This is a genomic window from Ruania alba (genome assembly GCF_900105765.1).
Classification (GTDB): Bacteria; Actinomycetota; Actinomycetes; order Actinomycetales; family Beutenbergiaceae; genus Ruania; species Ruania alba.
The window spans coordinates 812,526-838,935 of record NZ_FNTX01000002.1; the positions used below are offsets into that span (position 1 = coordinate 812,526).

A 26,410-nucleotide genomic window follows, 5' to 3' on the forward strand; every position below is an offset into this window, starting at 1 on the left:
GGAAATGGGGAATTCTCAGATGAACGCCCGTGTCACCCGGGTTCGGGTGGAACGACGTAATGACGCACCATTGGCCGATGTGCCGGCGCCGCGGCTGAGCTGGATCGTCGAGTCCGACCAACCGTGGCGCCAGGCAGCGGCCGAGCTCCGGTTGGACGGCGGTGACCCGGTTCGGTTGGAGACGGGCGAGTCAGTGTTCGTGGACTGGCCATTCCCGCCCCTGGCTCCGCACGCTCGGCACGAGTTACAGGTGCGCACCACCTCTACCGATGGGGTGAGGACGGAGTGGTCCGAGCCGCTGACCGTGCGCAGCACCTTCCTTGCTGACGGCGAATGGCAGGCCTCGTTCATCGGGCTCGCCGAGCCTGCTGGTGTGGCCTGCCCAGGCCGGGCACGGACGGAAGTCGAGGTTGCGCAGGATGTCGTCCGGGCGACCCTGTATGCCACCGGTGGTGGCGTCTATCAGGTGAGCATCAATGGCGCGGATGTCGATGATGCGGTGTTGAAGCCGGGGTGGACGGACTATCACGAGCGGCTGGTGCACGAGGCCACTGATGTGACCGGCCTGGTGCGCACAGGTACGAACGCGATCGGGATCCGGTTCGCCGGCGCTTGGTGGACCGAAGAGTTCGGCTTCCACGGAGGCGGCCGTCGGATCTATGGTGATCAGCCGGTGGTGGCGGCGCAGTTGCACCTCGAGCTCGCGGACGGGACCACCCAGGTGATCGTGACGGACGAGTCCTGGCGAGGGGCCGCCGTCGGGCCGATCACGGCGAGCAGCCTCTACCAGGGTGAGGCGATCGATGCCCGGCGCGCGTTGCCGGGCTGGGACCAGGCCGGCTTTGACGACAGCGGCTGGCCGGCCGCCGTCGTGAGCGATATCTCCGTGGTGCCGGAGGCTGATCCGGCCGAGCCGGTGCGACGTGTGGGCGAGGTTTCTGTGGCTGAGGTGATCGCCACGCCGTCGGGTAAGACCGTGCTCGACTTCGGGCAGAACCTCGTGGGACGACTGCGGGTGCGGGTCACCGGTCTGGAGGGCCACACGATCACCCTGCGGCACGCGGAAGTGCTCGAGCACGGTGAGCTAGGGACTCGCCCGTTGCGGTACGCCAAGGCCACCGACACACTCACCTGTTCTGGCGGGGCGGATGTGTTCGAACCGGAGTTCACCTTCCACGGGTTCCGGTATGCGGAGGTGGAGAACTGGCCCGGGGAGGTCGACCCGGGTGCGTTCACCGCGGTGGTGATCAGCTCGGACATGCGCCGCACCGGGTGGTTCGAGTCCTCGCACGAGCTGGTGAACCGGCTGCACGAGAACGTGGTCTGGGGAATGAAGGGCAACTTCGTCTCCATCCCCACCGACTGCCCCCAGCGGGATGAGCGCCTTGGCTGGACTGGCGACATCCAGGTCTTCTCCCCCACCGCAGCGACCCTGTTCGACTCCGACGGCTTCCTGACCTCGTGGCTGCGCGACGTCGCCCTCGAACAGGCGAGGAGTGGTGGGGTCTGCCCCTTCGTGGTGCCGAACGTCCTTGGTGACCCGAAGCCGGCCACCGCGTGGGGTGACGCGGCCACGGTGGTGCCGATGGTGCTGTTCCAGCGCTTTGGGGATCGTGCCGCATTGGCCGAGCACTATCCCTCGATGAAGGCCTGGATGGAGGTGCTCGTCGACCTGGCCGGGGACCGGCTGCTCTGGGAGGGTGACTTCCAGTTCGGCGACTGGCTCGACCCGGCCGCACCCCCGGACCAGCCGGGCGGCGCGCGCACGGACAAGGACATCGTGGCCAGTGCGCACGTGGTGCGTTCGGCCACCCTGCTGGCTGAGGCAGCCACGATCCTCGGTCATGGTGAGGATGCGGCCCACTACGGCGACTACGCCGAGCGGGCCCGGCAGGCCTGGGTGAACGAGTACGTCACCGGCGCCGGGCGGATCGTGTCCGACTCCCAGACCGCGTATGCGATGGCGATCTCCTACGGTCTCGTCGACGCCGAGACCACCCAGGCGATGGGGGACCGCCTCGCCGAGATCGTCCGCCGAGACGGGTACATCATCGGCACCGGGTTCGTCGGCACCCCGATCATCGCCGACGCACTGTCTGTGACTGGGCATGCCGATGCGGCGGGGCGGTTGTTGCTGCAGACCGGGCTGCCGTCGTGGCTGTATGCGGTGACGATGGGGGCGACCACGATCTGGGAGCGGTGGGACTCCATGCTCCCCGATGGCACCATCAACCCCGGCGAGATGACCTCCTTCAACCACTACGCCTTCGGCGCGATCGCCGACTGGCTGCACCATGGCCTCGCCGGTCTCGCTGCGGCGGCACCGGGATACCGCGCGATCACGATCGCCCCGCTACCGATCGAGGGCATCGAGCACGCCTCGGTTCGCCAGGAAACCCCGTACGGGCTGGCCGAATCCGGTTGGGCCGAAACGGGTGAGGGCACCCTGCGGGTGCACGCCACCATCCCCGCGAACACGACGGCGCAGGTCACCCTGCCCGGGCGCGAGCCGTTCGAGGTGGGGTCAGGATCGCACGAGTGGGAGGTGGCCGACCCGCGGACCGTTTCGTCGGTCGAGTCGATCGGCTGGGGCACACCCCTCGGGGCGATCGTGGACGACCGCCGCGCGCACGAGGCACTCCTGGCCGAGGTGGCCGCCGTGGACGCCGAGCTCGGGGACCGGCTACGGCACGGCACCGCATGGGCCGACGGTCAGCCGTTGGAGACGATGCTGTTCGGTGTACCCGGCGAGGTACGCGAGCAGCTGCCGGCAGCGTTCGAGCGGGTGAACGCAGTACTCGCGCGCTGATCGCCAGACACGCCCTCCCCCCTGACCTGGGGTGGAGGGCGTGTCTGCGCGGTGTCGTTGCTTATGGCCGGAGCTGTGCGGCGGCGTATCGACTCGGCGGCACGCCGAACACTGCCCGAAACGCCCGGGAGAAGTAGAGCGGGTCTGCGAAGCCGACGCGCTTCGCGACCTCATTCACGCGCATTCCGGTGGTGCGAAGCAGAAGGGCAGCCTCGTCGATCTGCCGTCGCCTCGTCCAGGCCAGCACGGACTGGCCGGTGTACCGCGCGAACAGTCGCTGTGCTGTGGTCGTGCTGCAGCCACCGGCTCTGGCGATGTCATCGACGGTCAGTGCGCGATCAAGGTGTGCCCGGACATGCTCCATCATGACCTCGAGAACCGCGGGCACACCGGTGTCCTTCGGGGAACTGGCGTACACACTCGCCTCGGCGACCAGGACGCCCAGAGCGCGGAGCGCATCGTCGTCCAACGGTCCTTCAAGGAAACGTTCTATCGCGTAAGAGCCCATGGTGACGATGTGACGGCCAGAACCATCGAGCCGGCTCAGCAGCTGTGGATACTCGCCCTGCTCACCGCGACGCCAGTCCGCATACAACAGCGGCTCTCCTGGGCGATGCGCCACCTGTTGGGAGACGGGCACCTCATCGTGATGCCAGGGCACGAGATGGACCGTGCCGACCTTGAACGGTGATCGTTCGTCCGCCACGTACTCGACATCGTGGCGCCAGGGCAGCCGCAGGAGGCAGGTCGAATCCAGGTGGAACCGCTGCCCTCGGCTCGTGATCTGACCCGAGCCGGTCAGTGGCCAGATGAAGGCGACACTCGCCACCTCCGCGTGACGGATCTGCTCTCCCGCCACAAACCGATACCAGTTCGCTCCGACGATGGCCGGTCCGCCCGATGGCGCGGATTCTCCAGGCATTGGACCCTCCCTTCGCGGACAGAACGATCTGAAATGCGCGAATCCATTGTTGAACATCGGATCAGTCTTGGACTGAACTCATCGCCGAGCTGCTTGTATCGTCCATATTCTGCCCGATGTTGCCATGGTCACATCGGCGCCTCCTTCCTACGGTTGAGACAACGTGTTGCTGGCAGGGATCGACTCCTCACTCGTGCGTCGGAACCAGCGAGCATTCCCTCAGACAGCCGGAGAGACGACTCATGCACATCAGTGTGGACCGCTCGGCCTGCGTCGGAGCCGGGCAGTGTGCCCTCGTGGCCGACGAGGTCTTCGATCAGGACGACGATGGCATCGTTGACCTGATCGAGGCCGAGCCCTCGGCCGCCGACCAGCCTGCCGCCCGGCGTGCCGCAGCGCTCTGCCCGGCTCGTGCGATCTCCATCGAGATGTGACGTCATGCAACTCACGAAGAGTGGAACCGGCACGCCGCACATCGTGATCGTCGGAGCATCCCTGTCCGGCCTTACGACAGCAGAAGCTCTCCGCGAGCGTGGAGAGAAGGCGCCGATCACCCTCATCGGCGCCGAACAGCACCTGCCCTACAACAGGCCGGCCTTGTCCAAGCAGGTGCTGCTCGGCACGTGGACCCCTGAACAGGCGGCCATCACCGATCGGGTTCGCCTCGACGCACTCGACGTGCAGTTTCTGCCAGGAATGCGCGCCGAATCGCTCGATCTGGCATCGCGCACCGTCAGCCTCGATGGACGCGACGTCCCTTACAGCACGCTCATCGTGGCGACCGGTGCTCGTCCGCGAACGTTGCCGCACGTGCCCAGCGCGCACACCGTGCGCACACTGGACGACGCCGCCGCTCTCCGGGCAGCCTTCGATCGAGCGTCTCGAGTGGTCATCGTGGGAGCGGGAGTCCTCGGATGTGAGATTGCTGCCGCGGCCCGCTCGCAGGGCCTTGAGGTCACACTGCTCGGACGCGGGGACGCGGTACGGCTTGGCGCAGTCGGGAACCTCCTGGAGCACCGGGTCGACAAACTTCTCGGCGAGCACGGCGTCGATCTCAGGCTGTCCCGCGAGGTGCTTGGCGCCCACGAGGGATCCGACCACACCACGCTGTACCTTGCAGACGGTCAGCTGCGCGCCGATCTGGTCGTGGGAGCCATCGGCTGCGAACCTGAGGTGGAGTGGTTGCGCGGAAGCGGTCTCGCTCTCGATGACGGCATCCTCTGTGACGCAACAGGACGCGCGGCGCCAGGGGTGTTCGCGGTCGGTGACGTCGCACGGTGGACCGATGCGGCCACGGGTGCGCCCATCCGGGTCGAACACCAACTCAGGGGTATCGAACATGCCCGCGCCGTTGCTGAGCAGATCGCCACCGGCACATCGAGCCCGGTAGGGCACCCGTTCTACTGGACGGAGCTGTTCGGAACCCGAATTCAGGTGCTCGGCACGTTCCCTGGCGACGTCGAGCTACGGCCCGAGGCCGGGGACATGAACGGAGACCGGTTCGTGGCGGTCGCATACGTCGGTGACACGGCGACGGGTGTCATCGGATGGAACATGGCGCGTGCCTTTCGGGCCGCACGCCTGAGGCTGCCGGACCCCCTCACACACTCGCCCGCCCAGGACGTCACCTCGATACCCGACCTCGTCGGCTCCGGGAAAGGACTGTGATGAGCTCGACCGCTCGATGCCCCATGCATGGCGTACGAACGCTGCCCGATGACGGCACCCCGTTGCGCCCATCCCGCACACTCAATGACTGGCGCGACGAGGCTGCAGCCACACCCCTTCGATACGCTGACGGGCACGACGGGCTGATAGTGACCAGACATGAGCTCGCCCAGGCCGTGCTCGCGGACCCGCGATTCAGCCAACAGCCACAGCGCATGCCGCTCGAGACGGAGTCGAGTGCGGATCCGCCTGATCTCGCGGCACAGCGATCGATGAGAGAGGCGGGCTTGTTGGGGTTGGATGGGGGCGAGCACGCACGACTGCGGCGGGCAATCACCAGCCGGTTCTCGGTGCGTGCGGTACGCGGAATCCGCGACGTCGTGGCCTCCACTGTCAGCGACCAGCTGCAGCGCCTACTGATGGGCGGCTCGCCGGCCAATGTGACGACCGCATATGCCGAACCCATATCTGCTCGGATGCACTGCCACGTGCTCGGCATACCGAACGAGTTCGCGGACACCTTCAGCACGCTGTTCGTCGGAGGCGGGACCACTCAGCAGAAGTTCGACTTCATCCGGGAGGTGATCGACGCCAAGCGCTCGCACCCTGGCGAGGACGTCCTCAGTGACCTCGTTCGTGGAGAACTGAGTCAGTCAGAGATCGAGGGCCTGGCATTGGTCTTGATGGCCTCGGGCCGCGACTCTGTCGCATACATGATCGCCACCACGACGGTGGCGTTGCTGACGCACCCGGACCAGCGTGCCGTGCTTCGCACTGACCCTGCGCTGATGAAGGGGGCTGTCGAGGAGTTCATGCGCTACGGGGCGATGTTCCTGACGCTCTTTCCCCGCACCGCACTCGAAGACGTCGAGCTCGACGGCGTACGGATCAGGGCCGGCCAGTCCGTCTCCGTCTCATCGGTCGGTGCGAATCGTGACGAGCGTAGATTCGAGGACCCGGACCGATTTGACGTGAAGCGCGACGCCTTCGGCCACCTCGGATTCGGGCATGGGCGCCACGGATGTGTGGGTCAGCAGTTGGCGCGCGTGGAGATTACCGAAGCAATCAGCCAACTTTTTGCCACCGTACCTGATATGCGTCTCGTCGAGGCGGAACAGATGTCCCCACAGCCCTTCGCAAATCCTGTAGGTACGTATGAGGCGGGCGACGTGATCGTCGCCTGGGGTGGTATGTCGTCGTAGCAGACCGATCGCCAAAGTATCGACCGGGTCACCAATGCGGTGCGCCCGGAGGAACGAGAACAGTTTCCACACAGTGGGGCGGAGAAGCGCCCCACATCGTCCTTTGCAAGGAGGCAAGGAAATGAACACCACTCCCTTTCGACGCTGGACCGGTACGGCCGCGGCTACTGCCGCCGCTGCCCTGGCTCTGGCCGCATGCTCCGGCGGCGGTAATACTGACGGAAACGTCGAGATCACGTTTCTCACGAGTGCGGGTGACCTGAGCATCGCCACCGGGGAGGCACTGATCGAGGCTTTCGAGGCCGAGAATCCCGGAATTGTGGTCAACCTGGACACCAAGCCCGACGGCACTGATGGTGACAATCTCGTCAAGACGCGCTTGTCTACTGGAGAGATGGCAGACGTCTTCATGTATAACTCGGGATCGTTGTTCCAAGCTCTGAATCCGGAGCAGAATCTCGTAGAGATGAGCGATTTTGCGTTCGCAGACTCGCTGACGGACGATTTCGCCTCCGTCGTCAGTACGGAGAACGGCCTGTATGGCGGTGCATACGGGGCGTCACTGGCGGGAGGGATCGCCTATAACGGTGCGATCTACGATGAGCTCGGTCTGGAGGTGCCTGAGTCGTGGGACGACTTCATGGCGAACAATGAGGAGATCGCTGCGGCGGGTTATGACCCGATCATCCAGACCTATGGGGACACGTGGACCGCTCAGCTGTTCGTGCTCGCTGACTTCGCGAACGTCAATGCCGCGGACCCTGAGTGGGCGCAGGGGTATACCGCACACGAGAAGTTCTACGCGGAGCAGCCAGCCCTGGCTGGCTTCGTGCACCATCAGGAGGCCTACGAGGCTGGGTACTTCAATGAGAACTACCCCTCGGCCACATACGAGGACGGGGCGCGGATGCTCGCCGAGGGCACGGGTGTGCACTACCCGATTCTGACCGGAGTGATGGACACTATTCGGGCCAACCATCCGGATGCCGTCGGTGATATTCGATTCATGGCCCTGCCGGCCGATGACCCGGCGAACACCTCGGCCACGATCTGGCAGCCGAGCGGCGTCTATATCCCGCAGACCACTGAGGGCGAAGAGCGTGAGGCAGCTCAGGCGTTCGTGGAGTTCGTGAACAGCACGGAGGCCTGTGAGATCTTCACCGCGCAGGGGGCGCCGACCGGTCCGTATGTGAACGGGTGCGAGCTTCCCGGTGATGTGGATCCGTTGGTTGCGGATGTGCAGGCGTACTTTGATTCTGGGCGGACTGCTCCGGCGTTGGAGTTCCTCTCCCCGATCAAGGGCCCGAACCTCTCCCAGATCACGGTCGAGGTGGGTTCCGGTATTCGTGGCGCCGAGGAGGCTGCGGCGAACTATGACCGTGACGTGGAGAACCAGGCTCAGCAGCTGGGCCTCGAGGGCTGGTGACAGCTGAGACCACCGAGGTGCGGGCCAGCAGGGTTCGTCAGGTCCGCACCTTGGGCACTGTTCGCCATGCGTATCCGCTGTGGTTCTACCTGCCTGCGGCGGTGTTGTTCCTGGTGTTCTTCGCGATCCCGACCTTCGCCTCGTTCTACTTCAGCCTGACCCGCTGGACGTTGTTCGATCAGGAGTTCATCGGGTTGGAGAACTACATCCAGTTCTTCCGTGAGCCGCAGCTGTACCAGAGCTTCATCAACACCTTGATCTACGGGTTCGTGACCTCGGGGTTGAAGGTGGTGATCGGGTTAGCGTTGGGGGTGCTGCTGACCTCGGCGCTGGTGGGTCGTAACTATCTGCGGTCGGTGATCTTCTTCCCGGTGCTGGTCTCCACGATCGGTGTGGGGATCATGTTCAAGGCGCTGCTGGACCCCTTCGATGGTGTGGTCAACGGGGCCTTGGAGGCCTTGGGGATCACTGGTCCGGGGTGGTTGACGGACCCGAGTCTGGCGTTGTTGACGATCGCCGGGATCGATGTGTGGAAGGGCCTGGGTATCGCGTGCCTGATCTATATCGCTGGTCTGGTGGCGATCCCGAGTGAGTACTACGAGGCCGCTCGGGTTGATGGGGCGAGCAAGTGGGCCGTGTTCACGTCGATCACGCTGCCGCTGGTCAAACCCGCCACCGGCACCGTGCTCATCTTGTCCTTGATCGGCGGGTTGCGGTCGTTCGACCTGATCTGGGCGACCACCGGTGGCGGGCCGGGCTTCAGCTCGGACGTGATCGGGTCGGTGATCTACAAGCAGTACCAGGCCGGCTTCTACGGCCTGTCCACCGCCGGGAACGTGGTGTTGTTCCTCGTGGTGACGGCAATCATGGTGCCGATCTCACTGATGCTGAACAGGCGGGAGGTCGAGCAGTGAAACGCGAACGCACCATGCGCTGGGTGACTGGAATCGCTGCCATCGCTGTCTCGATCGTCGTGTTCATCCTGCCGTTCGTCTTCATCCTTCTTCAGGCAGCGAAGACGCGCCGTGGGGCTGCCGAGCTGTCGTTCAGTTGGCCGACGGAGTGGGTATTCCTGGATAACCTGATCGAGGTCATCACCCAACGCGACTTCATCGTCGCTCGCGCCTTCGTGAACTCCACGGTCTTGACGGTGGTGAGTGTGACGGTGCTGGTGGTGATTGCCGCGATGGTGGGCTTCGTCATGCAGCGACGTGCTTCCACGATTCGCACGGTGGCGAACTTCTTCGTCCTGGCCGGTCTGATCGTGCCGCCGGCCGTTGTGCCCACGGTCTGGGTGCTGCAGACCGTGGGTCTGTTCGGCACTCTGCCGGGTCTGATCCTGATCGAGATCACCTTCGGTCTCGCGTTCTCGATCCTGTTGTTCCGGGCGTTCGTGAGCACCATCCCACGGTCATTGGATGAGGCAGCAATCATTGATGGGGCGAGCTCCTTCCGATTGTTCTTCTCGGTGATTATTCCGTTGATGAGGCCCATCGCGATCACGGTGATCGTCGTGCAGTCCGTCGCGATCTTCAATGACTTCGCCAACCCGCTGTACTTCCTGCCCGGGGACGACAATGCGACCGTCCAGCTGACGCTCTACAACTTCCAGAGTCGGTCGTCGAACCAGTGGAACCTGCTCTTCATGGACATTCTGCTGATCACCATTCCACCGCTGATCATGTACATCTTCTTCAACCGCCAGATCGTTGCCGGAATGACCTCCGGCGCCGTCAAGGGCTGACCAGTTCCGGAAGGAATCTTTGTGAGTATCCAGATCCGTCGTGTCCGTGTCGAACGTCGTACCGATGACGCCCTCGCGGATAGCCCGACCCCGCGTATCAGCTGGGAAGTGACATCCGACGTCACCGATTGGCACCAGCGCAGCGCAGAATTGCGGCTGGACGGCGAGCATGTAGCAGCTATCACGTCTGCCGACTCGGTCTTCGTGGACTGGCCGTTCGAGCCGCTGGTTCCGCACGCCCGGCACACGCTCGAGGTACGGGTGACCGGCATTGACGGCGTCACGTCGCCATGGAGCGAGCCCGTGGTCATGCGAAGCGCGTTTCTCGACGACGGCGAGTGGCAGGCCGCGTTCGTGGCCCTCGCCGAGCCAAGAGGCATGGCGTGCCCGGGCCAGGTTCGTACCGAGTTCGCGGTGACAGGGTCCCTGCGTTCAGCCACCCTGTATGCCAGCGCCTGCGGCGCCTATCAGGCGAGCATCAACTCCCGCGATGTGGACGATGCCGTACTCAAGCCTGGGTGGACGGTCTACCAGGAACGTCTGGTGTACGAGGCCACCGATGTGACGGATCTGGTGCGCCAGGGGACGAACGCCATCGGGATCCGATGTGCCGGCGCCTGGTGGACGGAGGAGTACGGCTTCGACGGGAACATACGCCGCTTCTATGGCGACCAGCCGCGTGTTGCGGCGCAGCTGCACCTGGTCTTCGAGGATGGGGCAACCCAGGTCGTTGGTACCGACGGGAGCTGGCGCGGTGCCGCCGTCGGGCCAGTCACGGCCAGCTCGATCTACCACGGTGAACAGGTGGATGCCCGGCGCGTGCTGCCCGGCTGGGACGCCCCCGGATTCGACGACTCGGAATGGCCGGCCGTTGCCGTGGCGCCGGACGTCTCCGTGGTGCCGGAGCCGGACGTGGCCGAACCGGTGCGGCGTGTGGGCGAGGTTTCTGTGGCTGAGGTGATCACGACGCCGTCGGGTAAGACGGTGCTCGACTTCGGGCAGAACCTTGTGGGCCGACTGCGGGTTCGGGTCACCGGTCCGGAAGGCCACACGATTACCCTGCGGCACGCGGAAGTGCTCGAGCACGGGGAACTCGGCACCCGGCCACTGCGTGCTGCAGAGGCCTCCGACATGCTCACCTGCTCCGGAGGGGAGGATGTCTTCGAACCCGAGTTCACCTTCCACGGGTTCCGGTATGCCGAGGTGGAGAACTGGCCGGGCGAGCTTGACCCACGTGCTCTGACGGCCGTGGTGGTGGGTAGCGATATGCGTCGCACCGGGTGGTTCGAGTCCTCGCATGAGCTGGTGAACCGGCTGCACGAGAATGTGGTCTGGGGGATGAAGGGGAACTTCCTTTCGCTGCCTACCGACTGCCCCCAGCGCGACGAGCGCCTCGGCTGGACCGGCGACATCCAGGTGTTCTCCCCGACGGCGGCCACCCTCTTCGACTCGGACGGCTTCCTCACCTCCTGGCTGCGGGACGTGGCGATCGAGCAGGCGAGGAGCGGCGGGGTCTGCCCGTTCGTGGTACCCAGCGTGATCGATGAACCGAAGGCAGCGGCGGCGTGGGGTGATGCGGCCACCATAGTGCCGATGGTGCTCTTCGAACGCTTTGGCGACCGGGCTGTGCTCGAGGATCAGTATCCCTCGATGAAGGCGTGGGTGGACGTGCTGGTCGGCCTGGCTGGCGACCGGCTGCTCTGGGAGGGCGACTTCCAGTTCGGGGACTGGCTCGACCCGGCCGCACCGCCCGACCGGGCCGATGGGGGGCTGACGAACAAGGACATCGTGGCCAGCGCGCACGTGGTCCGCTCGGCAACGGTGCTGACCGAGACGGCCACCATCCTGGGATACTCCGAGGATGCCGCGCACTACGGCGACTATGCCGAGCGCGCCCGGCAGGCGTGGGTGAACGAGTACGTCACCGGGTCGGGGCGGATTGCCTCCGACTCCCAGACTGCTTACGCCATGGCGATCTCCTACGGCCTTGTGGATGGCGAGAGCACCCAGGCGATGGGGGACCGGTTGGCCGAGATCGTCCGCCGGGACGGGTATGTGATCGGTACCGGTTTCGTCGGCACCCCGGTCATCGCCGACGCGCTGTGTTCCACAGGCCACGCTGATGTTGCAGGCCGACTGCTGCTACAGACGGGGGTGCCGTCCTGGCTGTATGCGGTGACGATGGGCGCCACCACGATCTGGGAACGATGGGACTCCATGCTCCCCGACGGCACCATCAACCCCGGCGAGATGACCTCCTTCAACCACTACGCCTTCGGCGCGATCGCCGACTGGTTGCACCGCGGCCTGGCTGGACTGGCCCCCGCGGCGCCGGGCTACAAGAGGTTGCGGATCGCGCCGACTCCGATCGAGGGCATCGAGCATGCCTCGGCCCGGCAGGAGACCCCCTATGGGCTCGCCGAGTCCGGCTGGGCCGAGATCGGTGAGGGCACCCTGCGGGTGCACGCCACCATCCCGGCCAACACGACGGCGGAGGTCGCCCTCCCCGGGAAGGAGCCGTTCGACGTGGGGTCGGGTGTGCATGAATGGACCGTCGACGATCCACGTGGGAGATCGACAGTGGGTCGGCATGACGACCTGCCGGCGGGTGTGACCGGGTAGCGGAGATGCTCGGCCAGTGACCCGCGGACACGCCCTCCGGACCCGGACATGGACGGGGGACGTGTCCGCGGCTCACGGCTCAAATAGATCCTCGATCCGGCACTCGAACACCTCAGCGAGGCGGAACGCGAGGGGGAGCGAGGGGTCGAACCGCCCCTTCTCGATGGAGATCACGGTCTGCCGGGAGACGCCGAGCTGTTCCGCGAGATGCTGCTGGGACCAGCCGTTCTCCTGACGGCGTGCCGTGAGTGAGTTCTGCATCCCTCACCCGGCCCGGCGGGCCAGTGCATACCGCACGGCGACGTCGGCGGCGATGAGTCCTCCGAGGACCATCAGGGCGACCGCTCCGGTGACTTCCCAGTCGGTCAGGCTCAGTACGGCGGCGCCGACGCCGGCGAGGACGAAGGTGTCATAGAGCGTGTGCTGGGTCGCCTTGTCCCACCAGTTGTTCTCGACCGATTCCTCCGGGCGATCCACCGCGCCTCGGATCGTCGATCGGTCGACCACCAGGACCCAGGCCAGCGCCAGGCTCGGGCCGGCGAAGCACAGCATGCCGATCCCGAGGGCGAGCCGGCGCTGCTCGGCATCGAAGCCGATGAGGCTGAAGGCGAGCGCGAAGACCACGGCGAGCACGATCCCGACCGGGGCGGCATGCCACCAGGCCGCTGGACGAGGGCTCCCCCAGCGGGAACGCCCCCAGCGGCTGCGCTGATCGGTCGGGGTGGATGATGAGTTGTCGGTCATGGCGACCTCCTTTCTGTCAAGGACACTTCACATCACGTCGGTCGTGATGTCAAGGTCGCTTGACGTGCCTGCGCGAAGGTGCGGGACGCCGTCGGGGGTGGTGCAACGGCGAACGGCGTGCCACTCTCGACACCATGTGCCGCAACATTCGAACCCTGCATAACTTCGAGCCGCACGCCACCTCCGAGGAGGTGCGTGCCGCCGCGCTGCAGTACGTGCGCAAGGTGAGCGGGATGACCAAGCCGTCTGCCGCGAACCAGGAGATCTTCGACCAGGCGGTGGCCGAGATCGCCCACACCACCGAGCACCTGCTCGCCGACCTCGTCACGAAAGCCCCGCCGAAGGATCGCGAGGTCGAGGCTGCCAAGGCCAAGGAGCGGGCTGCGAAGCGCTACGGGACCCAGGTCGCCAGCGCTTGAACCTTTATGTTGGCTACGCCAACAAAGTGTGACAACATGGGAGTATGGCTTCCAGTGTCGCGCCCCGTCCTGCCGTCGCGCTGATCGGCGCCGGGGCCATCGCGGCGGTTCACGTCCGCGCGATCAGGGCAGCTGGCGCCCGCCTCGTCGGCGTGCTGTCCTCTACCTCTGCCCGATCCAGCGCTGCTGCGGAACGGCTCGGCGCCGAGCGCTCTTATCCCCGTCTCGACGCACTGCTTGCTGACGATGCCGTCGAGGTTGTCCATATATGCAGCCCGCCCGGGGCGCACAACGAGCATGTGCGAGCCGCTCTCGCCGCCGGAAAGCACGTGGTCTGCGAGAAGCCGCTCGCCACCACGCCTGCTGAGGCTGCCGATCTCGCGGACCTCGCCGCACTGTCGGGTCGTGTCTGTGCGGTCCCGTTCGCCTACCGCTATCACCCGATGGCCGTCGAAGCACACACTCGGGCTCGGACCGGGAAGCTGGGACGCATCGTCAGCCTCCGTGGCGCCTATCAGCAAGAGTGGCGCCTGGTCTACGACGAGGACGGCTGGTGGAGCGATCCCGGGCAGACCGGGCCCTCTCGCGCCTTCGCCGACATCGGTTCCCATCTCGTGGACCTGGTGGAGTTCACCTCGGCCGAGCGGATCGCCCGTGTGCACGCGGTGATGCGCACCGTGCTCCCGCAGAGCCCCGCCGGTCACGTGCTGACCACCGAGGACGTCGCCGCGGTCACCGTCGAGACCACCAGCGGCGCGATCGGGACGCTGCAGGTTTCACAGATGAGCCTGGGTCGCAAGAACAGCCTGACCGTGGAGGTCTACGGCGCCGACGCTTCGCATACCTTCGACCAGGAGTCACCGGAGTCGCTGTGGACAGCCGATCGCCGCGGCGGGCGTGAGATCGTCCGGGACATCCCATCGCTGTCAGACGCGTCCGCGCGCCTGTCGATCCTTCCCGGCGGACACCCGATGGGATACCAGGATGCGTTCACCGCGCTGGTGACTGACGCCTATGTGGCGACGACCGGCGCATGCCCGGCTGAGCTGCCCACTTTCGACGACGGCGCGCGTGCGGCGGCGGTCGTGGACGCCGTCGTCCGTTCGGCCAACCAGGGCAGCTGGACCGACGTGGCCGAGTCCCCGACCCTGAGGAGCACGACATGACCGCCGTTCGACCGATCACCCTCTTCACCGGGCAGTGGAGCGATACCCCGCTCGAGGACGTCATCGCCCAGGCAGCGAGCTGGGGCTACGACGGCGTGGAGATCGACTGCGGGGGAACCCATCTCGACACCCTGCGCGCGGAGGAAGACCCCGACTATCTGGCCGGAATCCGGCGCCTGCTCGACCAGCATGGCCTCGGCGTCTGGGCTGTCTCGAACCACGCGGCCGGGCACGCCGTCGGACTCCCAGCCTTCGACTTCCGGCACGAACGGATGCTCGCCGCTCGGATCTGGGGTGACGGCAATGCTGACGGAATCCGAGAGCGTGCTCGGGAGGAGATGATCCGCACCGCGCGGGTGGCGCGCCGCCTCGGAGTGGACCGGGTGGTCGGCTTCTCCGGCTCCAGCATCTGGCCGTTCGTCGTAGGCTTCCCCGGAGTCGACGACGACGTGATCGATGCGGGCTTCGAGGATTTCGCACGCTCGTGGACCCCAGTGCTCAATGCGTTCGCCCAGGAAGGCGTGGTCTTCGCGCACGAACCACATCCCGGCGAGATCGCCTTCGACTACTGGACCTGCCATCGTGCGGTCGACGCCATCGCCGGTCACCCGGCCTTCGGGTTCAACTGGGACCCGAGTCACCTGACCTGGCAGGGCATCGACACAGTCGCGTTCCTGCTGGATTTCGCCGAGCGGATCCACCATGTCGACTGCAAGGACACCCGTGTTCGGCCCGCCGACGGCCGTTCAGGCATCCTCGGTTCGCACTTGCCCTGGGGGAGCGTGCGCCGAGCGTGGGACTTCGTGACCGTCGGGCGTGGGCAGGTCCGCTGGGACGATGCCCTCCGCGCACTGAACGAGATCGGGTACGACGGACCAGTATCGGTGGAGTGGGAGGACATGGCCATGACCCGAGAGGCCGGTGCCGCTGAGGCCGCCCAGTTCCTGCACGAGCTGCAGCGCACGCTTGCGGGTTCCACGACGACCGAGAAGTGAGGTCCGGATAGAGTCATGGCCATGCTCGAGACGCGGCGCACCGACGGGTCCGGGGGTGGCCGCACCGCGAACAGCCTCCGCCACAGCAACTTGGCGACCATCTTCGGAATGGTCCACCGAGCGGGAGCGCTCTCGCGGGCCGAGCTGACACGCCGCACAGGCCTCAACCGCTCGACGATGGGTGAGTGCCTCAGCGACCTGGCAGATCTTGGCCTCGTGGTGGAGGCCCGTCCCGAGACCGGTTCCGGCCGTGGTCGCCCCAGTCCGATCATCCGGCCATACCCGGGCACCGTGGCCGTCACGGTCAACCCGGAGGTCGACGCGATCCGTATCGGCCTCGTCGCGATGGGTGGGCGGATCATCGAGCAGGTACGTCTCGAGACCGACGGACCGGCAGACGCCAGCGAGGTTGTCCGCCGCAGCGCGGATGTCGTGGACCGGATGCTGGACGGGCAGCCGTACGTGGTTGCCGGCCTGGCCGTGGCGGTGCCCGGTCAGGTGCGGCTTTCCGACGGGCACGTGCGCGACGCCCCGCACTTCGGGTGGGTCGAGGAACCTCTCGCCGCAGACCTGGAGCGCGTCACCGGTCTGCCCACGTCGGCCGCGAACGCCGCCTTGCTGGGCATGTACGGCGAGTGCGCGTTCGGGTCGGGTCGCGGCGTTGACGACCTCGTCTACATGATCGGTGGAGCCAGTGGTATCGGAGGCGGAGTGCTCAGTGGAGGTGCCCTGGTGACCGGCTCGGCCGGCTATGCCGGAGAGCTGGGGCACCTATTCGTCCGGTCGGACGGCGCCAAGTGTCCCTGCGGCGCTCACGGTTGCCTCGAGGCCGAGGTCACCCAACCCGGCCTCCTCGACGCCGTCGGACTCGCACCCGCACAGGTCGAGCGGCTCGAGGCCGAGCTCCTACGGGCCGAGGACCCGGCGGTGCACGAGCTGGTGGACCACGACCGGGACCTACTCGCAATCGCGGTGCGTTCCGTCGTCAACCTCTTCAACCCCAGCGTGGTGGTGCTCGGCGGATTCCTCTCGACCTTGCACCGCGTGCGGGCGGCCCCGTTGCTCAGCGAGCAGGCGATCCGCGCGAGCCGGGAGTGCGTGGAGGTTCGCGATGCCGAGCTTGGCGCCGACCAGCTCACCGTCGGGACGGCGGAGCTCGCCTTCTCCTCCTTGCTCGCCGATCCTGCCTCGGCTCAGCTGATCTCCCGGGCCTCCGCCTGACCGGTCTCAGTCCAGGGTCGCCAGAGCGTGGCCCGCGGTGATGAGCCGTTCCCGTGTCAGGGTGCCGGTCCGGGCCAGGTCGAGCAGGCTCACCCCGGCGCGGGCGTGGACCAGCTCGGTCCCCAGCACCTCCGGAAGCGTTTCGCGCAGGATGGCGCGGGCCCCCGGATCTCCCGTGAGCGCCTCGACCGGGGCGGCGAGCCAGTGCCGACCCGGCAGGTCGGCAGCGGCCGGCAGCGGCTCGGCAACCGCCGCGGCCCGCTCGGCATGACGGCGGCAGAGCAGGTGCTCCGGGCCCGGTGGGCCGTGCCGGGGGAGGCCGAGGCGGTCGAACTGACTGCCTGGGGCGTCGTGGTGGCGCAGCCGCTCGAGCAAGAGCTTGACCATGCCCAGCTCGAGAGTCTCATCGCACAGCGGGTGCTGCTGGCCCGGATCGGTCGCGAGGTCGAAGAGCAATGTTCCGTGTTGCCACGAGCTCACCCAGCTGGCCGCAGCAGGTACCCGCATCGTCCGCAGGCCCTTGGTGAAGGAGAACGGCTCGGCCGGCTCCCAGTCGCTGAGCTCGCTCACGCCGAAGCGCGACATCATGCGGGTGGGCATGAGGGTGAACTCTTCGAGCGGCTGATTCTCACGCTCGACGGAGGACCGCATGTACACGTAGCGACCATCGGTGACGTTCACGTGGCCGCCGTGGCTACCGAACAGCACCGCCTCGTGCCCGTGCGTGAATCCCGACGGCGACCCGTCCTGTGCGAGCACCTCACCCAGGTCCTGGCCCACCATGTCGGGAGGCGGGTTCTCGCCGAACCACGTCAGGAGCGTCGGTGCAATGTCGATGGTCTGAGCCAGGGCGTCGCATGCCGTGCCGGCGCGACCGACACGGGGGTCCCAGAGGAAGAACGGCAGGTGGACCAGCTCGTTGTACCAGGGCATCATCGCCTTGGCCCACCAGCCGTGCTCACCGAGCAGGTACCCGTGGTCGGTGTTGACGATGAGCATCGTGTCTTCCCACAGGTCGTGGGTGTCCATCGCGTCGAGCACCCGGCCGAGCGAGTGGTCGCACATGGAGACGAGGGCAGCGTAGTGCCGCCGCGCCTCGGCCACGTGCGCCCCCGCCTCCGTGACCTTCTCGTAGGGGGGCCAGTCGAAGCCGACGTCGTCGGTGTGCTGGCCGTAGCGATCACGGTAGTGCTGGTGGGCGAAGAAGGGCTCGTGCGGGTCGAACAGCTCCAGCTGCAGGAACCACCGGTCGGCCTCGGCGTTCGCCCGGAGGAACTCGATGCCGGCATCCACGGTGCGGGTCTGGGAATGTTCGGCCTCGGTCGGCATCGCCTGTCGGTTGAGGACGTTCTGGCGATTCTGTTGCGCCGGTCCCACCACCCCCCGCCACGGATCATTCTCCTGCCCCCGGAACCCCTCCCAGGTGCTGTAGCGGGTGTGGTAGGTCGCTCCGCCGTCCTCCCAGTAGTGGTGGTGGTCGGAGGCGAGGTGTGTGTGCACGCCGGCATCGTCGAGGAGCTGGGGCATCGAGTCGTCGAACGGTTCGAGTGGTCCCCAGGACCGGTGCAGGAAGTTGTGCCGCCCGGTGTGCAGCTCCCGACGTGCGGGCATGCACGGTAGCGACCCGGCGTAGAAGTTCGTCAGCCGCACCGACCGCTGCGCCAGCCGCTGGAAGTTCGGCGCCTTGACCATCGTCTCGGCCACGTACGGATTCAACATGTGCCGGTTCAGGCTGTCGAACATCAGCATGATCGCGCGCATCGGGCGTCCTCGTCAGGTGAGAGAGTGGGTGAAGTCGGTCTGCTCGATGTCGAGCACGCGTGTGTCCGGGTCGTCGTGCCCGTCCAGTTGCAGCAGCAGGTAGCGCGCAGCGGTCCGCAGCGGCCGGCCCGGCTCGGCGGCGACGGTCGCCACGACGTCACGGTGGGGCGCCACCGCGTCGCTGGGGAGGGCAGTCAGGGCCTCGACAGCCCCGAGGCGGACGGCGGGACTCACGTCGGGCGTGAGGTGAGCCACCAACAGGTCGCACGGGACGTCGTCGCCGGTCTCGATCGCCCACACTTCGGCGGCCGATACCCGCACGTGAGGGTCGTCGTCGTGCTGAGCCGCCGCCGCCAGAGCCGCCACTGTCGACTGCGTGAGGCGGTGCGTGCTGCGATGTGCGTGCAGTGTCAGCGCCGCCCACCGGCGGATGGTCGCGTCGGGGTCGACGAGGGCCGTGACCAGGCGGTCCTGGATGATCGGATCCGGCTCGAGTATCAGGTCGGTCAATGCCAGCAGCCGGGGCAGTGGATAGGCGCCCGGCACCCGGCTGTCGTCCCATCCCTGATGCGGGGAGTCCTCGTGCAGGAACCCGTTGTCCCAGGTGTTCAGCATGGATTCCCGTAGCCGGGCGGCGAGCTCACGCTCGATGGCGGCGACCTCGGGACGTCCGGCAAGGTTCTCGAGCTGGCCCGGGTCGGCCCAGGTGTCGTAGAGCTCCACCGGTGGACGTGGGTGCCAGAACGCCTCCGTGGGTCCGGTGAGCCCGCCGCAGCGATGAGCCCGGTCCCAGGCTCGATAGCCGGCGGCATGCCACGCGAATCCTTGGTGTCGCCCGTTGGGGCGGAACGGCTGGTAGTTGCGCACGTACCGGTATCGCGAGCTACGGATCGTGCGCACCATGTCGTCGCGCTCGTCCATCCGGTTGCGCATCCCGACGGCGAACCCCTCCTGGGGGACGGAGCCGACCGTCAGCGGGCGGTGCTGCATGAACTCCGGCACGTCCGTTCCGGTGAGGGTGAGGATGGTCGGCGGGATGCTGATCGTCGAGACCGGGACCCTCACCCTGGAGCCCGGTGCGCCCAGCAGGTGAGCCCACCGCGGCGGAGCGGCGATGATCAGTGGCACATGCAGGCCGCTGTCGTAGCAGTAGCGTTTGGAGCGTGGGGCGACTCCGCCGTGGTCGGAGGTGTGGATGACGATCGTGGAGTCGGTGAGGCCGTCCTCGTCCAGTTGTGCAAGCAGGTCGCCCACGGCAGCGTCCATCCGGGCGATCCGGCCGTAGTACTGCGCGATGTCAGCACGGATCTCCGGCAGATCGGGCAGGCCCGGCGGGACGGTGACTTTGTCAGGCTCGACGGTGACGGTGTCCCGCGCGAACACCGCCGACTCGTGAGTGGTGTCCAGATTGACGACCGAGACGAAGGGGGTATCGGTGGGCCGGCTGCGCCAGTGCGCGGTGAGCGAGCTCTCATCCCACACAGCAGCCGGATCGACGTCACAGTTGTAGTCGGTCTTGGCGTTGTTCGTGCAGTGGTAGCCGCGACTGCGCAGGAGCTCTGGCCAGGTATGCAACCAGGGCGGGAGCGCAGCGTTCGCGCGCATCTGGTGGGCAGGTGCGTGGCTCTGCGGGGGAACCCCGGTCAGCAGCGCGAACCGCGACGGCGCACAGACCGGCGCCGCGGAGTAGGCCTGGTCGAAGGTGACACCACGCGCAGCCAGCGCGTCCAGGTTCGGGGTTGCCGCCAGTGGGTCGCCGTAGCAGCCGAACCACGGCGGGCAGTCCTCGCTGACGGTGAGCAGGATGTGGGGATGATCAGTCATCGGTGGCCGTGCGTGGTGGTGCGGTGGTGCTGCGCCGAGGTCACCCACGATGCGCTGCGCCGGACGCTCTCCACCGGCGGTAGGACGGACCAGTCGACCTCGACGACGATCCACACGTGCGAGGGGAGCACGTCCAGGGCCTCCTCCAGCGGGGCGTCGCCAGTGCCCGGCTCACGCCACACACCGGCCGCGGTGGTGCGGCGGTAGTCCCAGTTGTTCGTGCGCGCTTCGGTGAGGAGGTCCAGATCGTAATCCTTGACGTGCACCCCGGCGATCGCCGCTCGGTGCCGTGTGAGTACGCCGCACACGTCAGCCCCGGCCCACGCGAGATGCCCCAGATCGGGACCGAACCCGATTCCGGAAGCGAGCACCTCGTCGATCTCTGATTCGGTCTCCACCCAAGATCCGACATGCGGGTGGAGGGCCGTGACCAGTCCTTCGGCCGCTGCTGCCTCGGCGGTGGCGACGAGGAGGTCTCGCGCCCGGGCCGTGCGATCGCCATCGGTGCTGTGCCCGTGTGCTGGACGATCAAAACGTGGGTGGCCGGGACCGGTGCCGAGGGAGAGGAAGGCGAGTGGCGATCCGAGCTCGGCCAGGCGGGCCGCGTCGACGCGTGCACGGGCGATGGTGTCCCGGTTCTGCGCAGGATCATCGGACAGATCGAGCGAGAGATAGCCGGGACCTGCTCGCAGACCCGCTTGCCCCAGGGTGTGGGCGTAGTTGGAGACGGCTTCATCGGCTCCGAGGTCAGGTTGCACCGCCGTGAAGCCGGCACCGGCCACGATCTCCAGCACCTCCTCGCGTGGCGGCGCCAGGGATGGATCGAACCAGCCGTCCCGGCTGGCGAGGAACTGCAGCGGGTTCACGGCCACGGGGTGCTGGCACAGGGCAGCCGCGCTCATGCGCCCGCCCCGGTGATCGTGCGTGCCGTTCGCAGCGCGAGCGCCACCATGCTCAGGGTCGGGTTGCTGGTATTCCGGGTGCTCAGCACACCGTTGCCCGCCACGTAGACGTTGTCGGTCCCCCAGATGAGGCCGGTCGGGTCAGCTGAACTGGTTTCGTCCGTCCCGATCCGGGTGCTCCCCATCAGGTGCAGGCTCCCCCCGGGGGCGGCCAGCGAGATGGAGAGGCCGTGGGTGCGGTCGCGGATGGCGTCGGCCACGCGCGCGTGATCGGCGTATGCCTCGTGCGTGCGGGCGCGATCGGTCTCCCCAAGACGGAACTGGGCCTGCACCGATGGCAGACCCCAGCGGTCGAGGTGATCGTCGTCGAAGACGAGACGGTTCCCGGGATCGGGGTCTACGCCGATGAACTGGCCGATGTCCGCGGTCTGCCACGCGGGCGTTCCTGGGAATGCCAGGCCGGTGGTCCAGCCGGGAACGACTTGTGTGTGGACCGGCCGCGAGGAGCTCGACGGTATCCATACGCCGAACAGCTCGTCCGTCTCCGTGACGCCTTCTACGACCGGTTCGGCGAGCTTGACCCGGGAGCTGAGCATCGTGTGATCGGTGAGATAGCGCCCCAGCGCAGGTGGGCGGATGCCCGAGGCCCACAGCACCGCTGGACTGGCGAGGGCCCCTGCAGCTACGACCACTACGTCGCCGGAGACTGCGACGGGGTTCGAGCCGTCCGCCCGGGCGGTGTGCACTGTGTGCGCACGACCACCGGTGTGGTCGATCCGGCGCGCAGGGTGCTCGGCGAGGATCTGGATCTCTCCCGCTCGGTCAGAGCCGTCCAGCAGCGCATCGATACCCGAGAACTGCAATGATCCGTCAGCGGTGCGGCGCGCGCCGATGGGTAGCCCTTGCACCTCGCGGCCGGCCGGCAGATCACCGATCTCAGCCGTCAGCGCGGCGACGAGGCGCTGGTGACGTACTCCGCCGATGCCTGCCTCGCTCCACAGCAGTCGCGCGGCTTCGTCCCACAGCTCGACAAGCTCAGCGAGCGGGATCGATGGCTCGGCCTCCGTCGCCGCGTCGGGAACGGCGCAGACGTGCGACCAGAACGTCAGCATGCCGCCAACGGCGTGCGTGAATCGTTGCCCCCTGAGTCCGGGCAGCGGTTCGGGGTCGTGCTGGTAGGGCACCAGATTTGCGAGGATACGGGGGCCGAACTCGGTCTGCAGCTGGCTCTCGGCAGGGTAGGAGTTGCGGATGTGGGCACCGAGGTGCTGATCGTGCGGGAGGCCCCCGGCCTCGATCATCACGACGGAGGCGCCTGCACGGCTCACCTCACCGGCGACCGCGGCGCCGGCGGCACCGGAGCCGATGATCACCACATCCGCCCGCAGCGGTTCGTCAGCGTGGGTCAGCACGCGGATTCGATCGGTGGACGTCATCGCTCCTCGTTCGAAAGTCGGACCGGATCTCAGCTTGGGGTTGCGTTCAGGGGCATCGCCGCGCTAGAAATGTTTGCACCGCCAACAAAGGATGTCAATCGGGTGCAAGGGCGCCATCCCGGATGCGGCCATCACCCCACCACACCACCCGGCACTCACGCCGGCACGTCGTCGCCGCGCTCGGCGCAGGCATCGACATCACGAAGGGAACGCCAGAGGCATGAGAGTGCACCAGGCACACCGGCCTGCCGGGGAAGGATCCTCGCACCGGCGCATCACCGCAGCCCGCCGCTGCGCTCCACCGCCGGGGAGATCGGAGTGAGCGCCGCAACCGGAGCACCCAGAACCAGGCGCCGTCGCCGGGACTGGACCGGCTGGATCTTCGTCGGCCCTTTCATGGCGGTCTTCGTCGTCGTGATGGCTGCCCCGGTCGTGTACGCGATCTACCTCAGCCTGTTCCAGACACGCCTCATCGGCGGGACTGCCTTCGTCGGCCTGGCGAACTACCTCGATGCCCTGCAGGACCCGACCTTTCACACGGCACTGCTGCGAGTCATCGGCTACCTGCTCGTCCAGGTCCCGGTGATGCTTGTCCTTGCCGCGATCGCCGCTCTCGCGATCGACAGTGCCCGCCTCTACCTCTCCTCCGTCTTCCGGATCACGATCTTCCTGCCCTACGCGGTTCCGGCGGTCGTCGCCACCCTGATGTGGGGCTTCATGTACGGCACCCGATATGGGCTGATCGGCAACCTCAACGATGCGTTCGGGTGGAGCCTGCCGAACCCGTTGTCCGCCTCCTGGGTGATCGTGGCAATCGGCAACATTGCCGTCTGGTCCTACGTCGGCTACAACATGTTGATCCTCTACTCGGCGTTGCAGCTGATCTCCAAGGACCTCTACGAGGCCGCCGAGATCGACGGCGCCGGTACGTTCCGGGTGATCCGTGCGATCAAGTTGCCTGCCATGCGTCCCTCGCTGGTGGTCTGCATCGTCTTCTCGGTGATCGGTTCCTTCCAACTCTTCAACGAGCCGAACGTGCTCAAGACTTTGGCCCCGAACGCGATCGCCTCCGGCTACACCCCGAACATGTACGCGTACAACCTCGCGTTCGCAGGGCAGCAGTCGAGCTACGCCGCAGCAATTGCGATCGTGCTCGGCATCGTCACCGTGGTGGTCGCGTACATCGTGCAGGCCGTCGGCATGCGACGGGAGGGGACCCGATGACCACGCAGACCTCCGCCCGCGCCACCACCTCGCATGCAGGCCCACGGGCTGCACGCCGGACACAGCCGTTGCGCGACCGACGTTCCGTCCTGGCCACCGGGCTGATGAGCGTGGTGCTTCTATACGCCATCGTGCCGTTGTTCTGGTTGGTGGTGAACTCCAGCAAGACCCGCGACGCGCTCTTCGGCTCTTTCGGCCTGTGGTTCTCAGGTGACTTCGCCCTCTGGGACAACATCGTTCAGACCTTCACCTACAACGGTGGCGAGTTCGGACGGTGGGTACTCAACACCCTGCTCTATGTGGCAGCCGGAGCGTTTGGTGCCACGGCACTGGCGGCGGTGGCCGGCTACGGGCTCGCTCGCTTCCGCTTCCCCGGGCGGCGCGGGGTGGTCGCCGTGGTGCTGGGCGCCGTCGCGATCCCTGCCACGGCGCTGGCCGTGCCGACGTTCTTGATGTTCAGCGCGTGGGGCCTCACCAACACCCCCTGGTCGGTCATCCTGCCCTCGTTGATGACACCCTTCGGGCTCTACTTGGTGTGGTTCTTCGCCGACGACGCCGTACCGGCTGAACTGCTCGAGGCGGCCCGTATCGACGGTGCTCGTGAGATGCGGATCTTTCGCTCCATCGCGCTCCGGCTGCTCATGCCAGGGCTCGTGCCCGTTCTGCTGTTCAACTTCGTCAACACCTGGAACAACTACTTCTTGCCGCTGATCATGCTGAGCGAGTCGGACTGGTTCCCGCTCACCGTTGGCCTGAACAACTGGAGCCTGCTGAACACCCAGGCCGCTACCGGCATCGGCGAACCGATCGACAACATCATCATCACCGGATCGCTCATCACGATCATCCCCACCGTTCTGCTCTTCCTGTTCCTGCAGCGCTTCTGGCAGACGGGTCTGACAGCAGGAAGCGTCAAGCAATGACCACCCCCACCGAGAGGAACACACGATGACTCACGTGAAGAAGCGGTTGAGCCTCGTCGCGGCCGGCGTGACCGCGGTCGCCGCCCTGGCTGCTGCCGGCTGCAGCCCCGACTCCGAGGGCAGCACGGGCGGCAGCGATGCCGTCACCGACGAGGAGATCCAGGCGGCACTGTCCGAGGACGTCACGCTCGACTTCTGGTCCTGGTCTCCCCAGGCCGAGCCGATGGCCGAGGCATTCATGGCCGAGTACCCCAGTGTGACGGTCAATGTCGAAAATATGGGCGACCCCGGCGTTCTCTACACCCGGCTGCAGAACGTCCTGCAAGCCGGGTCGGGTGTTCCTGACGTGACGTACATGGAGTACTTGGCGATGCCACAGTTCGTCCTGGGTGAGTCGATCTCGGACCTTACTCGGTTCGGTCTGGACGATCTCGAGAGTGAGTTCTCCTCGAGTGCCTGGGATCAGGTGCAGAGCGAGACCGGCGTGTACGGGCTGCCGGCCGACTCCGGTCCTCTTGTGATGTTCTATCGCGAGGACGTGTTCGCAGAGCTTGGGCTGGAGGCTCCATCCACATGGCAGGAGTACGGCGAAGCTGCGGTCGCGATCCACGACGCTGATCCGAGCCGGTACATCGCGGCCGACACAGGTGACCCGAACGGAACAGTGGCGATGATCTGGCAGGCCGGTGGCCAGCCGTTCTCCTACGAAGGTTCCAACCTCACGGTCGACCTGGCTGATGAGGGCACGTTGCGCTGGGCACAGATGTGGGACGGGCTCCTCAAGGACGGACTGGTCGACACCGAGACGTCGATGTGGACTCCAGAGTGGTTGAGTGCACTCGAGGATGGTTCGATCGCCACCTGGGTGACTGGCGCTTGGGGCGGTGCTTCCCTTCAGACGCACGTACCGGGAGCCGCCGGACAGTGGCGGGTGGCGCCCGTGCCCACCTACGCCGACGGCGAGGCAGCCAGCGGCGTGTTCGGGGGTTCGGGACTCTCCGTTCTTTCCGAGAGTGACGAGCAACTCGCAGCGGCGGGATTCGTCGAGTGGATGACGACGAGCGAGCAGGCCATGGACATCTGGGTCCACGAGGCGGGCCAGTTCCCTGTGGTGAGCTCTGTGCTCGAGGATGAGGCGTGGTTGAGTGCACAGAGCGAGTACTTCGGGGATCAGGAAGTCAATCGCGTCTTTGTCGCTTCCGACGAAGCGGTTCTTCCCGGATGGCAGTACCTGCCGTTCGAGCCGTACGCGAACACCATCTTCAACGACTCTGTGGGCGGTGCCTACGGCGGTGATCTCAGCATCGCCGATGGGTTGGTCGGCTGGCAGGAGGACATTGTGCAGTTTGGCCAGTCACAGGGGTTCACCGTCAACGAGTGATCAGGAGGTTCGCCGGCGTAC

22 protein-coding genes are annotated in these 26,410 nt (G+C 66.7%); 15 read left to right on the forward strand and 7 right to left on the reverse strand.

Features of this window, described 5'->3' with window-relative positions; all coding sequences use genetic code 11:
* Nucleotides 1–19 precede the first annotated feature (19 nt).
* Nucleotides 20–2,809, forward strand: coding sequence for an alpha-L-rhamnosidase (locus BLU77_RS14165; protein WP_175477112.1), 2,790 nt, complete (start codon nucleotides 20–22; stop codon nucleotides 2,807–2,809).
* 61 nt (nucleotides 2,810–2,870) lie between these two features.
* On the opposite strand, the gene BLU77_RS14170 is transcribed toward BLU77_RS14165, so the two are convergent.
* Nucleotides 2,871–3,731, reverse strand: a complete 861-nt coding sequence (locus tag BLU77_RS14170; protein ID WP_175477113.1) for a helix-turn-helix transcriptional regulator — start codon at nucleotides 3,729–3,731, stop codon at nucleotides 2,871–2,873.
* A 242-nt stretch (nucleotides 3,732–3,973) separates the two neighbouring features.
* On the opposite strand from BLU77_RS14170, the gene BLU77_RS14175 reads away from it, so the two are divergent.
* From BLU77_RS14175 to BLU77_RS14205, 7 genes are all read left to right on the forward strand, one after another.
* Entirely contained in the window at nucleotides 3,974–4,165 is a 192-nt protein-coding gene (locus BLU77_RS14175; RefSeq protein ID WP_089773747.1) for a ferredoxin, read from the forward strand.
* A gap of 4 nt (nucleotides 4,166–4,169) precedes the next feature.
* Nucleotides 4,170–5,399 carry an NAD(P)/FAD-dependent oxidoreductase gene (locus BLU77_RS14180; protein ID WP_089773748.1) on the forward strand — a complete coding sequence of 410 codons (1,230 nt, stop codon included), beginning with the start codon at nucleotides 4,170–4,172 and terminating at the stop codon, nucleotides 5,397–5,399.
* Nucleotides 5,399–6,601, forward strand: a complete 1,203-nt coding sequence (locus tag BLU77_RS14185; protein WP_175477114.1) for a cytochrome P450 — start codon at nucleotides 5,399–5,401, stop codon at nucleotides 6,599–6,601. The genes BLU77_RS14180 and BLU77_RS14185 overlap by 1 nt, the downstream gene beginning before the upstream one ends.
* A 121-nt stretch (nucleotides 6,602–6,722) precedes the next feature.
* Nucleotides 6,723–8,027 carry an ABC transporter substrate-binding protein gene (locus BLU77_RS14190; protein ID WP_089773750.1) on the forward strand — a complete coding sequence of 435 codons (1,305 nt, stop codon included), beginning with the start codon at nucleotides 6,723–6,725 and terminating at the stop codon, nucleotides 8,025–8,027.
* A 17-nt stretch (nucleotides 8,028–8,044) separates the two neighbouring features.
* Nucleotides 8,045–8,941 (forward strand): carbohydrate ABC transporter permease, encoded by an 897-nt coding sequence (locus BLU77_RS14195; RefSeq protein WP_425441234.1) that lies wholly within the window; start codon nucleotides 8,045–8,047, stop codon nucleotides 8,939–8,941.
* Nucleotides 8,942–8,955: 14 nt separating this feature from the next.
* Nucleotides 8,956–9,771: a carbohydrate ABC transporter permease gene (locus BLU77_RS14200; protein ID WP_175477292.1), complete on the forward strand. Its 816-nt coding sequence runs from the start codon at nucleotides 8,956–8,958 to the stop codon at nucleotides 9,769–9,771.
* A 21-nt stretch (nucleotides 9,772–9,792) separates the two neighbouring features.
* Entirely contained in the window at nucleotides 9,793–12,393 is a 2,601-nt protein-coding gene (locus BLU77_RS14205) for an alpha-L-rhamnosidase (protein ID WP_089773753.1), read from the forward strand.
* A gap of 72 nt (nucleotides 12,394–12,465) precedes the next feature.
* On the opposite strand, the gene BLU77_RS14210 is transcribed toward BLU77_RS14205, so the two are convergent.
* Nucleotides 12,466–12,654 (reverse strand): helix-turn-helix transcriptional regulator, encoded by a 189-nt coding sequence (locus BLU77_RS14210; protein ID WP_089773754.1) that lies wholly within the window; start codon nucleotides 12,652–12,654, stop codon nucleotides 12,466–12,468.
* A gap of 3 nt (nucleotides 12,655–12,657) precedes the next feature.
* The gene (locus BLU77_RS14215) at nucleotides 12,658–13,137 is read right to left on the reverse strand and encodes a hypothetical protein (RefSeq protein ID WP_089773755.1); all 480 of its coding nucleotides are present in this window, start codon (nucleotides 13,135–13,137) and stop codon (nucleotides 12,658–12,660) included.
* Nucleotides 13,138–13,271: 134 nt separating this feature from the next.
* Between BLU77_RS14215 and BLU77_RS14220 the strand changes: the two genes are divergently transcribed.
* The 4 genes from BLU77_RS14220 to BLU77_RS14235 are packed head-to-tail and all read left to right on the forward strand — an operon-like array spanning nucleotide 13,272 to nucleotide 16,938.
* The gene (locus tag BLU77_RS14220; protein WP_089773756.1) at nucleotides 13,272–13,556 is read left to right on the forward strand and encodes a DUF2277 domain-containing protein; all 285 of its coding nucleotides are present in this window, start codon (nucleotides 13,272–13,274) and stop codon (nucleotides 13,554–13,556) included.
* Nucleotides 13,557–13,600: 44 nt separating this feature from the next.
* Complete coding sequence (locus BLU77_RS14225) at nucleotides 13,601–14,722, forward strand: Gfo/Idh/MocA family protein (RefSeq protein WP_089773757.1); 1,122 nt, start codon at nucleotides 13,601–13,603, stop codon at nucleotides 14,720–14,722.
* A complete protein-coding gene (locus tag BLU77_RS14230; RefSeq protein ID WP_089773758.1) occupies nucleotides 14,719–15,717 on the forward strand; it encodes a sugar phosphate isomerase/epimerase family protein in 999 nt (332 codons plus the stop codon). Before BLU77_RS14225 ends, BLU77_RS14230 begins: the two co-directional genes overlap by 4 nt.
* Nucleotides 15,718–15,738: 21 nt before the next feature.
* Complete coding sequence (locus tag BLU77_RS14235; protein ID WP_089775808.1) at nucleotides 15,739–16,938, forward strand: ROK family transcriptional regulator; 1,200 nt, start codon at nucleotides 15,739–15,741, stop codon at nucleotides 16,936–16,938.
* A 6-nt stretch (nucleotides 16,939–16,944) separates the two neighbouring features.
* Here the strand turns inward: BLU77_RS14235 and BLU77_RS14240 are convergent, their stop codons facing one another.
* From BLU77_RS14240 to BLU77_RS14255, 4 genes are read right to left on the reverse strand one after another with little or no spacing between them, the layout of a single operon-like run.
* Nucleotides 16,945–18,699: a sulfatase gene (locus tag BLU77_RS14240; RefSeq protein WP_089773759.1), complete on the reverse strand. Its 1,755-nt coding sequence runs from the start codon at nucleotides 18,697–18,699 to the stop codon at nucleotides 16,945–16,947.
* Nucleotides 18,700–18,711: 12 nt separating this feature from the next.
* A complete protein-coding gene (locus tag BLU77_RS14245; RefSeq protein WP_139177781.1) occupies nucleotides 18,712–20,523 on the reverse strand; it encodes a sulfatase-like hydrolase/transferase in 1,812 nt (603 codons plus the stop codon).
* The gene (locus BLU77_RS14250; RefSeq protein ID WP_089773761.1) at nucleotides 20,520–21,425 is read right to left on the reverse strand and encodes a sugar phosphate isomerase/epimerase family protein; all 906 of its coding nucleotides are present in this window, start codon (nucleotides 21,423–21,425) and stop codon (nucleotides 20,520–20,522) included. The genes BLU77_RS14245 and BLU77_RS14250 overlap by 4 nt, the downstream gene beginning before the upstream one ends.
* Nucleotides 21,422–22,861 (reverse strand): FAD-dependent oxidoreductase, encoded by a 1,440-nt coding sequence (locus tag BLU77_RS14255; protein WP_089773762.1) that lies wholly within the window; start codon nucleotides 22,859–22,861, stop codon nucleotides 21,422–21,424. The genes BLU77_RS14250 and BLU77_RS14255 overlap by 4 nt, the downstream gene beginning before the upstream one ends.
* A gap of 318 nt (nucleotides 22,862–23,179) precedes the next feature.
* On the opposite strand from BLU77_RS14255, the gene BLU77_RS14260 reads away from it, so the two are divergent.
* The 3 genes from BLU77_RS14260 to BLU77_RS14270 are packed head-to-tail and all read left to right on the forward strand — an operon-like array spanning nucleotide 23,180 to nucleotide 26,389.
* Nucleotides 23,180–24,085 carry a carbohydrate ABC transporter permease gene (locus BLU77_RS14260; RefSeq protein WP_245708870.1) on the forward strand — a complete coding sequence of 302 codons (906 nt, stop codon included), beginning with the start codon at nucleotides 23,180–23,182 and terminating at the stop codon, nucleotides 24,083–24,085.
* Complete coding sequence (locus BLU77_RS14265) at nucleotides 24,082–25,008, forward strand: carbohydrate ABC transporter permease (protein ID WP_089773764.1); 927 nt, start codon at nucleotides 24,082–24,084, stop codon at nucleotides 25,006–25,008. Before BLU77_RS14260 ends, BLU77_RS14265 begins: the two co-directional genes overlap by 4 nt.
* Nucleotides 25,009–25,033: 25 nt before the next feature.
* Nucleotides 25,034–26,389, forward strand: coding sequence for an ABC transporter substrate-binding protein (locus BLU77_RS14270; protein WP_089773765.1), 1,356 nt, complete (start codon nucleotides 25,034–25,036; stop codon nucleotides 26,387–26,389).
* The last annotated feature ends 21 nt before the right edge of the window (nucleotides 26,390–26,410 follow it).

What these genes read in the sequence shown, in the direction of transcription:
- BLU77_RS14170 (WP_175477113.1), bottom strand. Translation starts at nt 3,731, where the DNA reads ATGCCTGGAGAATCCGCGCCATCGGGCGGACCGGCCATCGTCGGAGCG.
- BLU77_RS14185 (WP_175477114.1), top strand. Translation starts at nt 5,399, where the DNA reads ATGAGCTCGACCGCTCGATGCCCCATGCATGGCGTACGAACGCTGCCC.
- BLU77_RS14165 (WP_175477112.1), top strand. Translation starts at nt 20, where the DNA reads ATGAACGCCCGTGTCACCCGGGTTCGGGTGGAACGACGTAATGACGCA.
- BLU77_RS14200 (WP_175477292.1), top strand. Translation starts at nt 8,956, where the DNA reads ATGCGCTGGGTGACTGGAATCGCTGCCATCGCTGTCTCGATCGTCGTG.
- BLU77_RS14175 (WP_089773747.1), top strand. Translation starts at nt 3,974, where the DNA reads ATGCACATCAGTGTGGACCGCTCGGCCTGCGTCGGAGCCGGGCAGTGT.
- BLU77_RS14235 (WP_089775808.1), top strand. Translation starts at nt 15,739, where the DNA reads ATGCTCGAGACGCGGCGCACCGACGGGTCCGGGGGTGGCCGCACCGCG.
- BLU77_RS14190 (WP_089773750.1), top strand. Translation starts at nt 6,723, where the DNA reads ATGAACACCACTCCCTTTCGACGCTGGACCGGTACGGCCGCGGCTACT.
- BLU77_RS14255 (WP_089773762.1), bottom strand. Translation starts at nt 22,861, where the DNA reads ATGACGTCCACCGATCGAATCCGCGTGCTGACCCACGCTGACGAACCG.
- BLU77_RS14180 (WP_089773748.1), top strand. Translation starts at nt 4,170, where the DNA reads ATGCAACTCACGAAGAGTGGAACCGGCACGCCGCACATCGTGATCGTC.
- BLU77_RS14245 (WP_139177781.1), bottom strand. Translation starts at nt 20,523, where the DNA reads ATGACTGATCATCCCCACATCCTGCTCACCGTCAGCGAGGACTGCCCG.
- BLU77_RS14230 (WP_089773758.1), top strand. Translation starts at nt 14,719, where the DNA reads ATGACCGCCGTTCGACCGATCACCCTCTTCACCGGGCAGTGGAGCGAT.
- BLU77_RS14265 (WP_089773764.1), top strand. Translation starts at nt 24,082, where the DNA reads ATGACCACGCAGACCTCCGCCCGCGCCACCACCTCGCATGCAGGCCCA.
- BLU77_RS14215 (WP_089773755.1), bottom strand. Translation starts at nt 13,137, where the DNA reads ATGACCGACAACTCATCATCCACCCCGACCGATCAGCGCAGCCGCTGG.
- BLU77_RS14220 (WP_089773756.1), top strand. Translation starts at nt 13,272, where the DNA reads ATGTGCCGCAACATTCGAACCCTGCATAACTTCGAGCCGCACGCCACC.
- BLU77_RS14250 (WP_089773761.1), bottom strand. Translation starts at nt 21,425, where the DNA reads ATGAGCGCGGCTGCCCTGTGCCAGCACCCCGTGGCCGTGAACCCGCTG.
- BLU77_RS14225 (WP_089773757.1), top strand. Translation starts at nt 13,601, where the DNA reads ATGGCTTCCAGTGTCGCGCCCCGTCCTGCCGTCGCGCTGATCGGCGCC.
- BLU77_RS14210 (WP_089773754.1), bottom strand. Translation starts at nt 12,654, where the DNA reads ATGCAGAACTCACTCACGGCACGCCGTCAGGAGAACGGCTGGTCCCAG.
- BLU77_RS14240 (WP_089773759.1), bottom strand. Translation starts at nt 18,699, where the DNA reads ATGCGCGCGATCATGCTGATGTTCGACAGCCTGAACCGGCACATGTTG.
- BLU77_RS14270 (WP_089773765.1), top strand. Translation starts at nt 25,034, where the DNA reads ATGACTCACGTGAAGAAGCGGTTGAGCCTCGTCGCGGCCGGCGTGACC.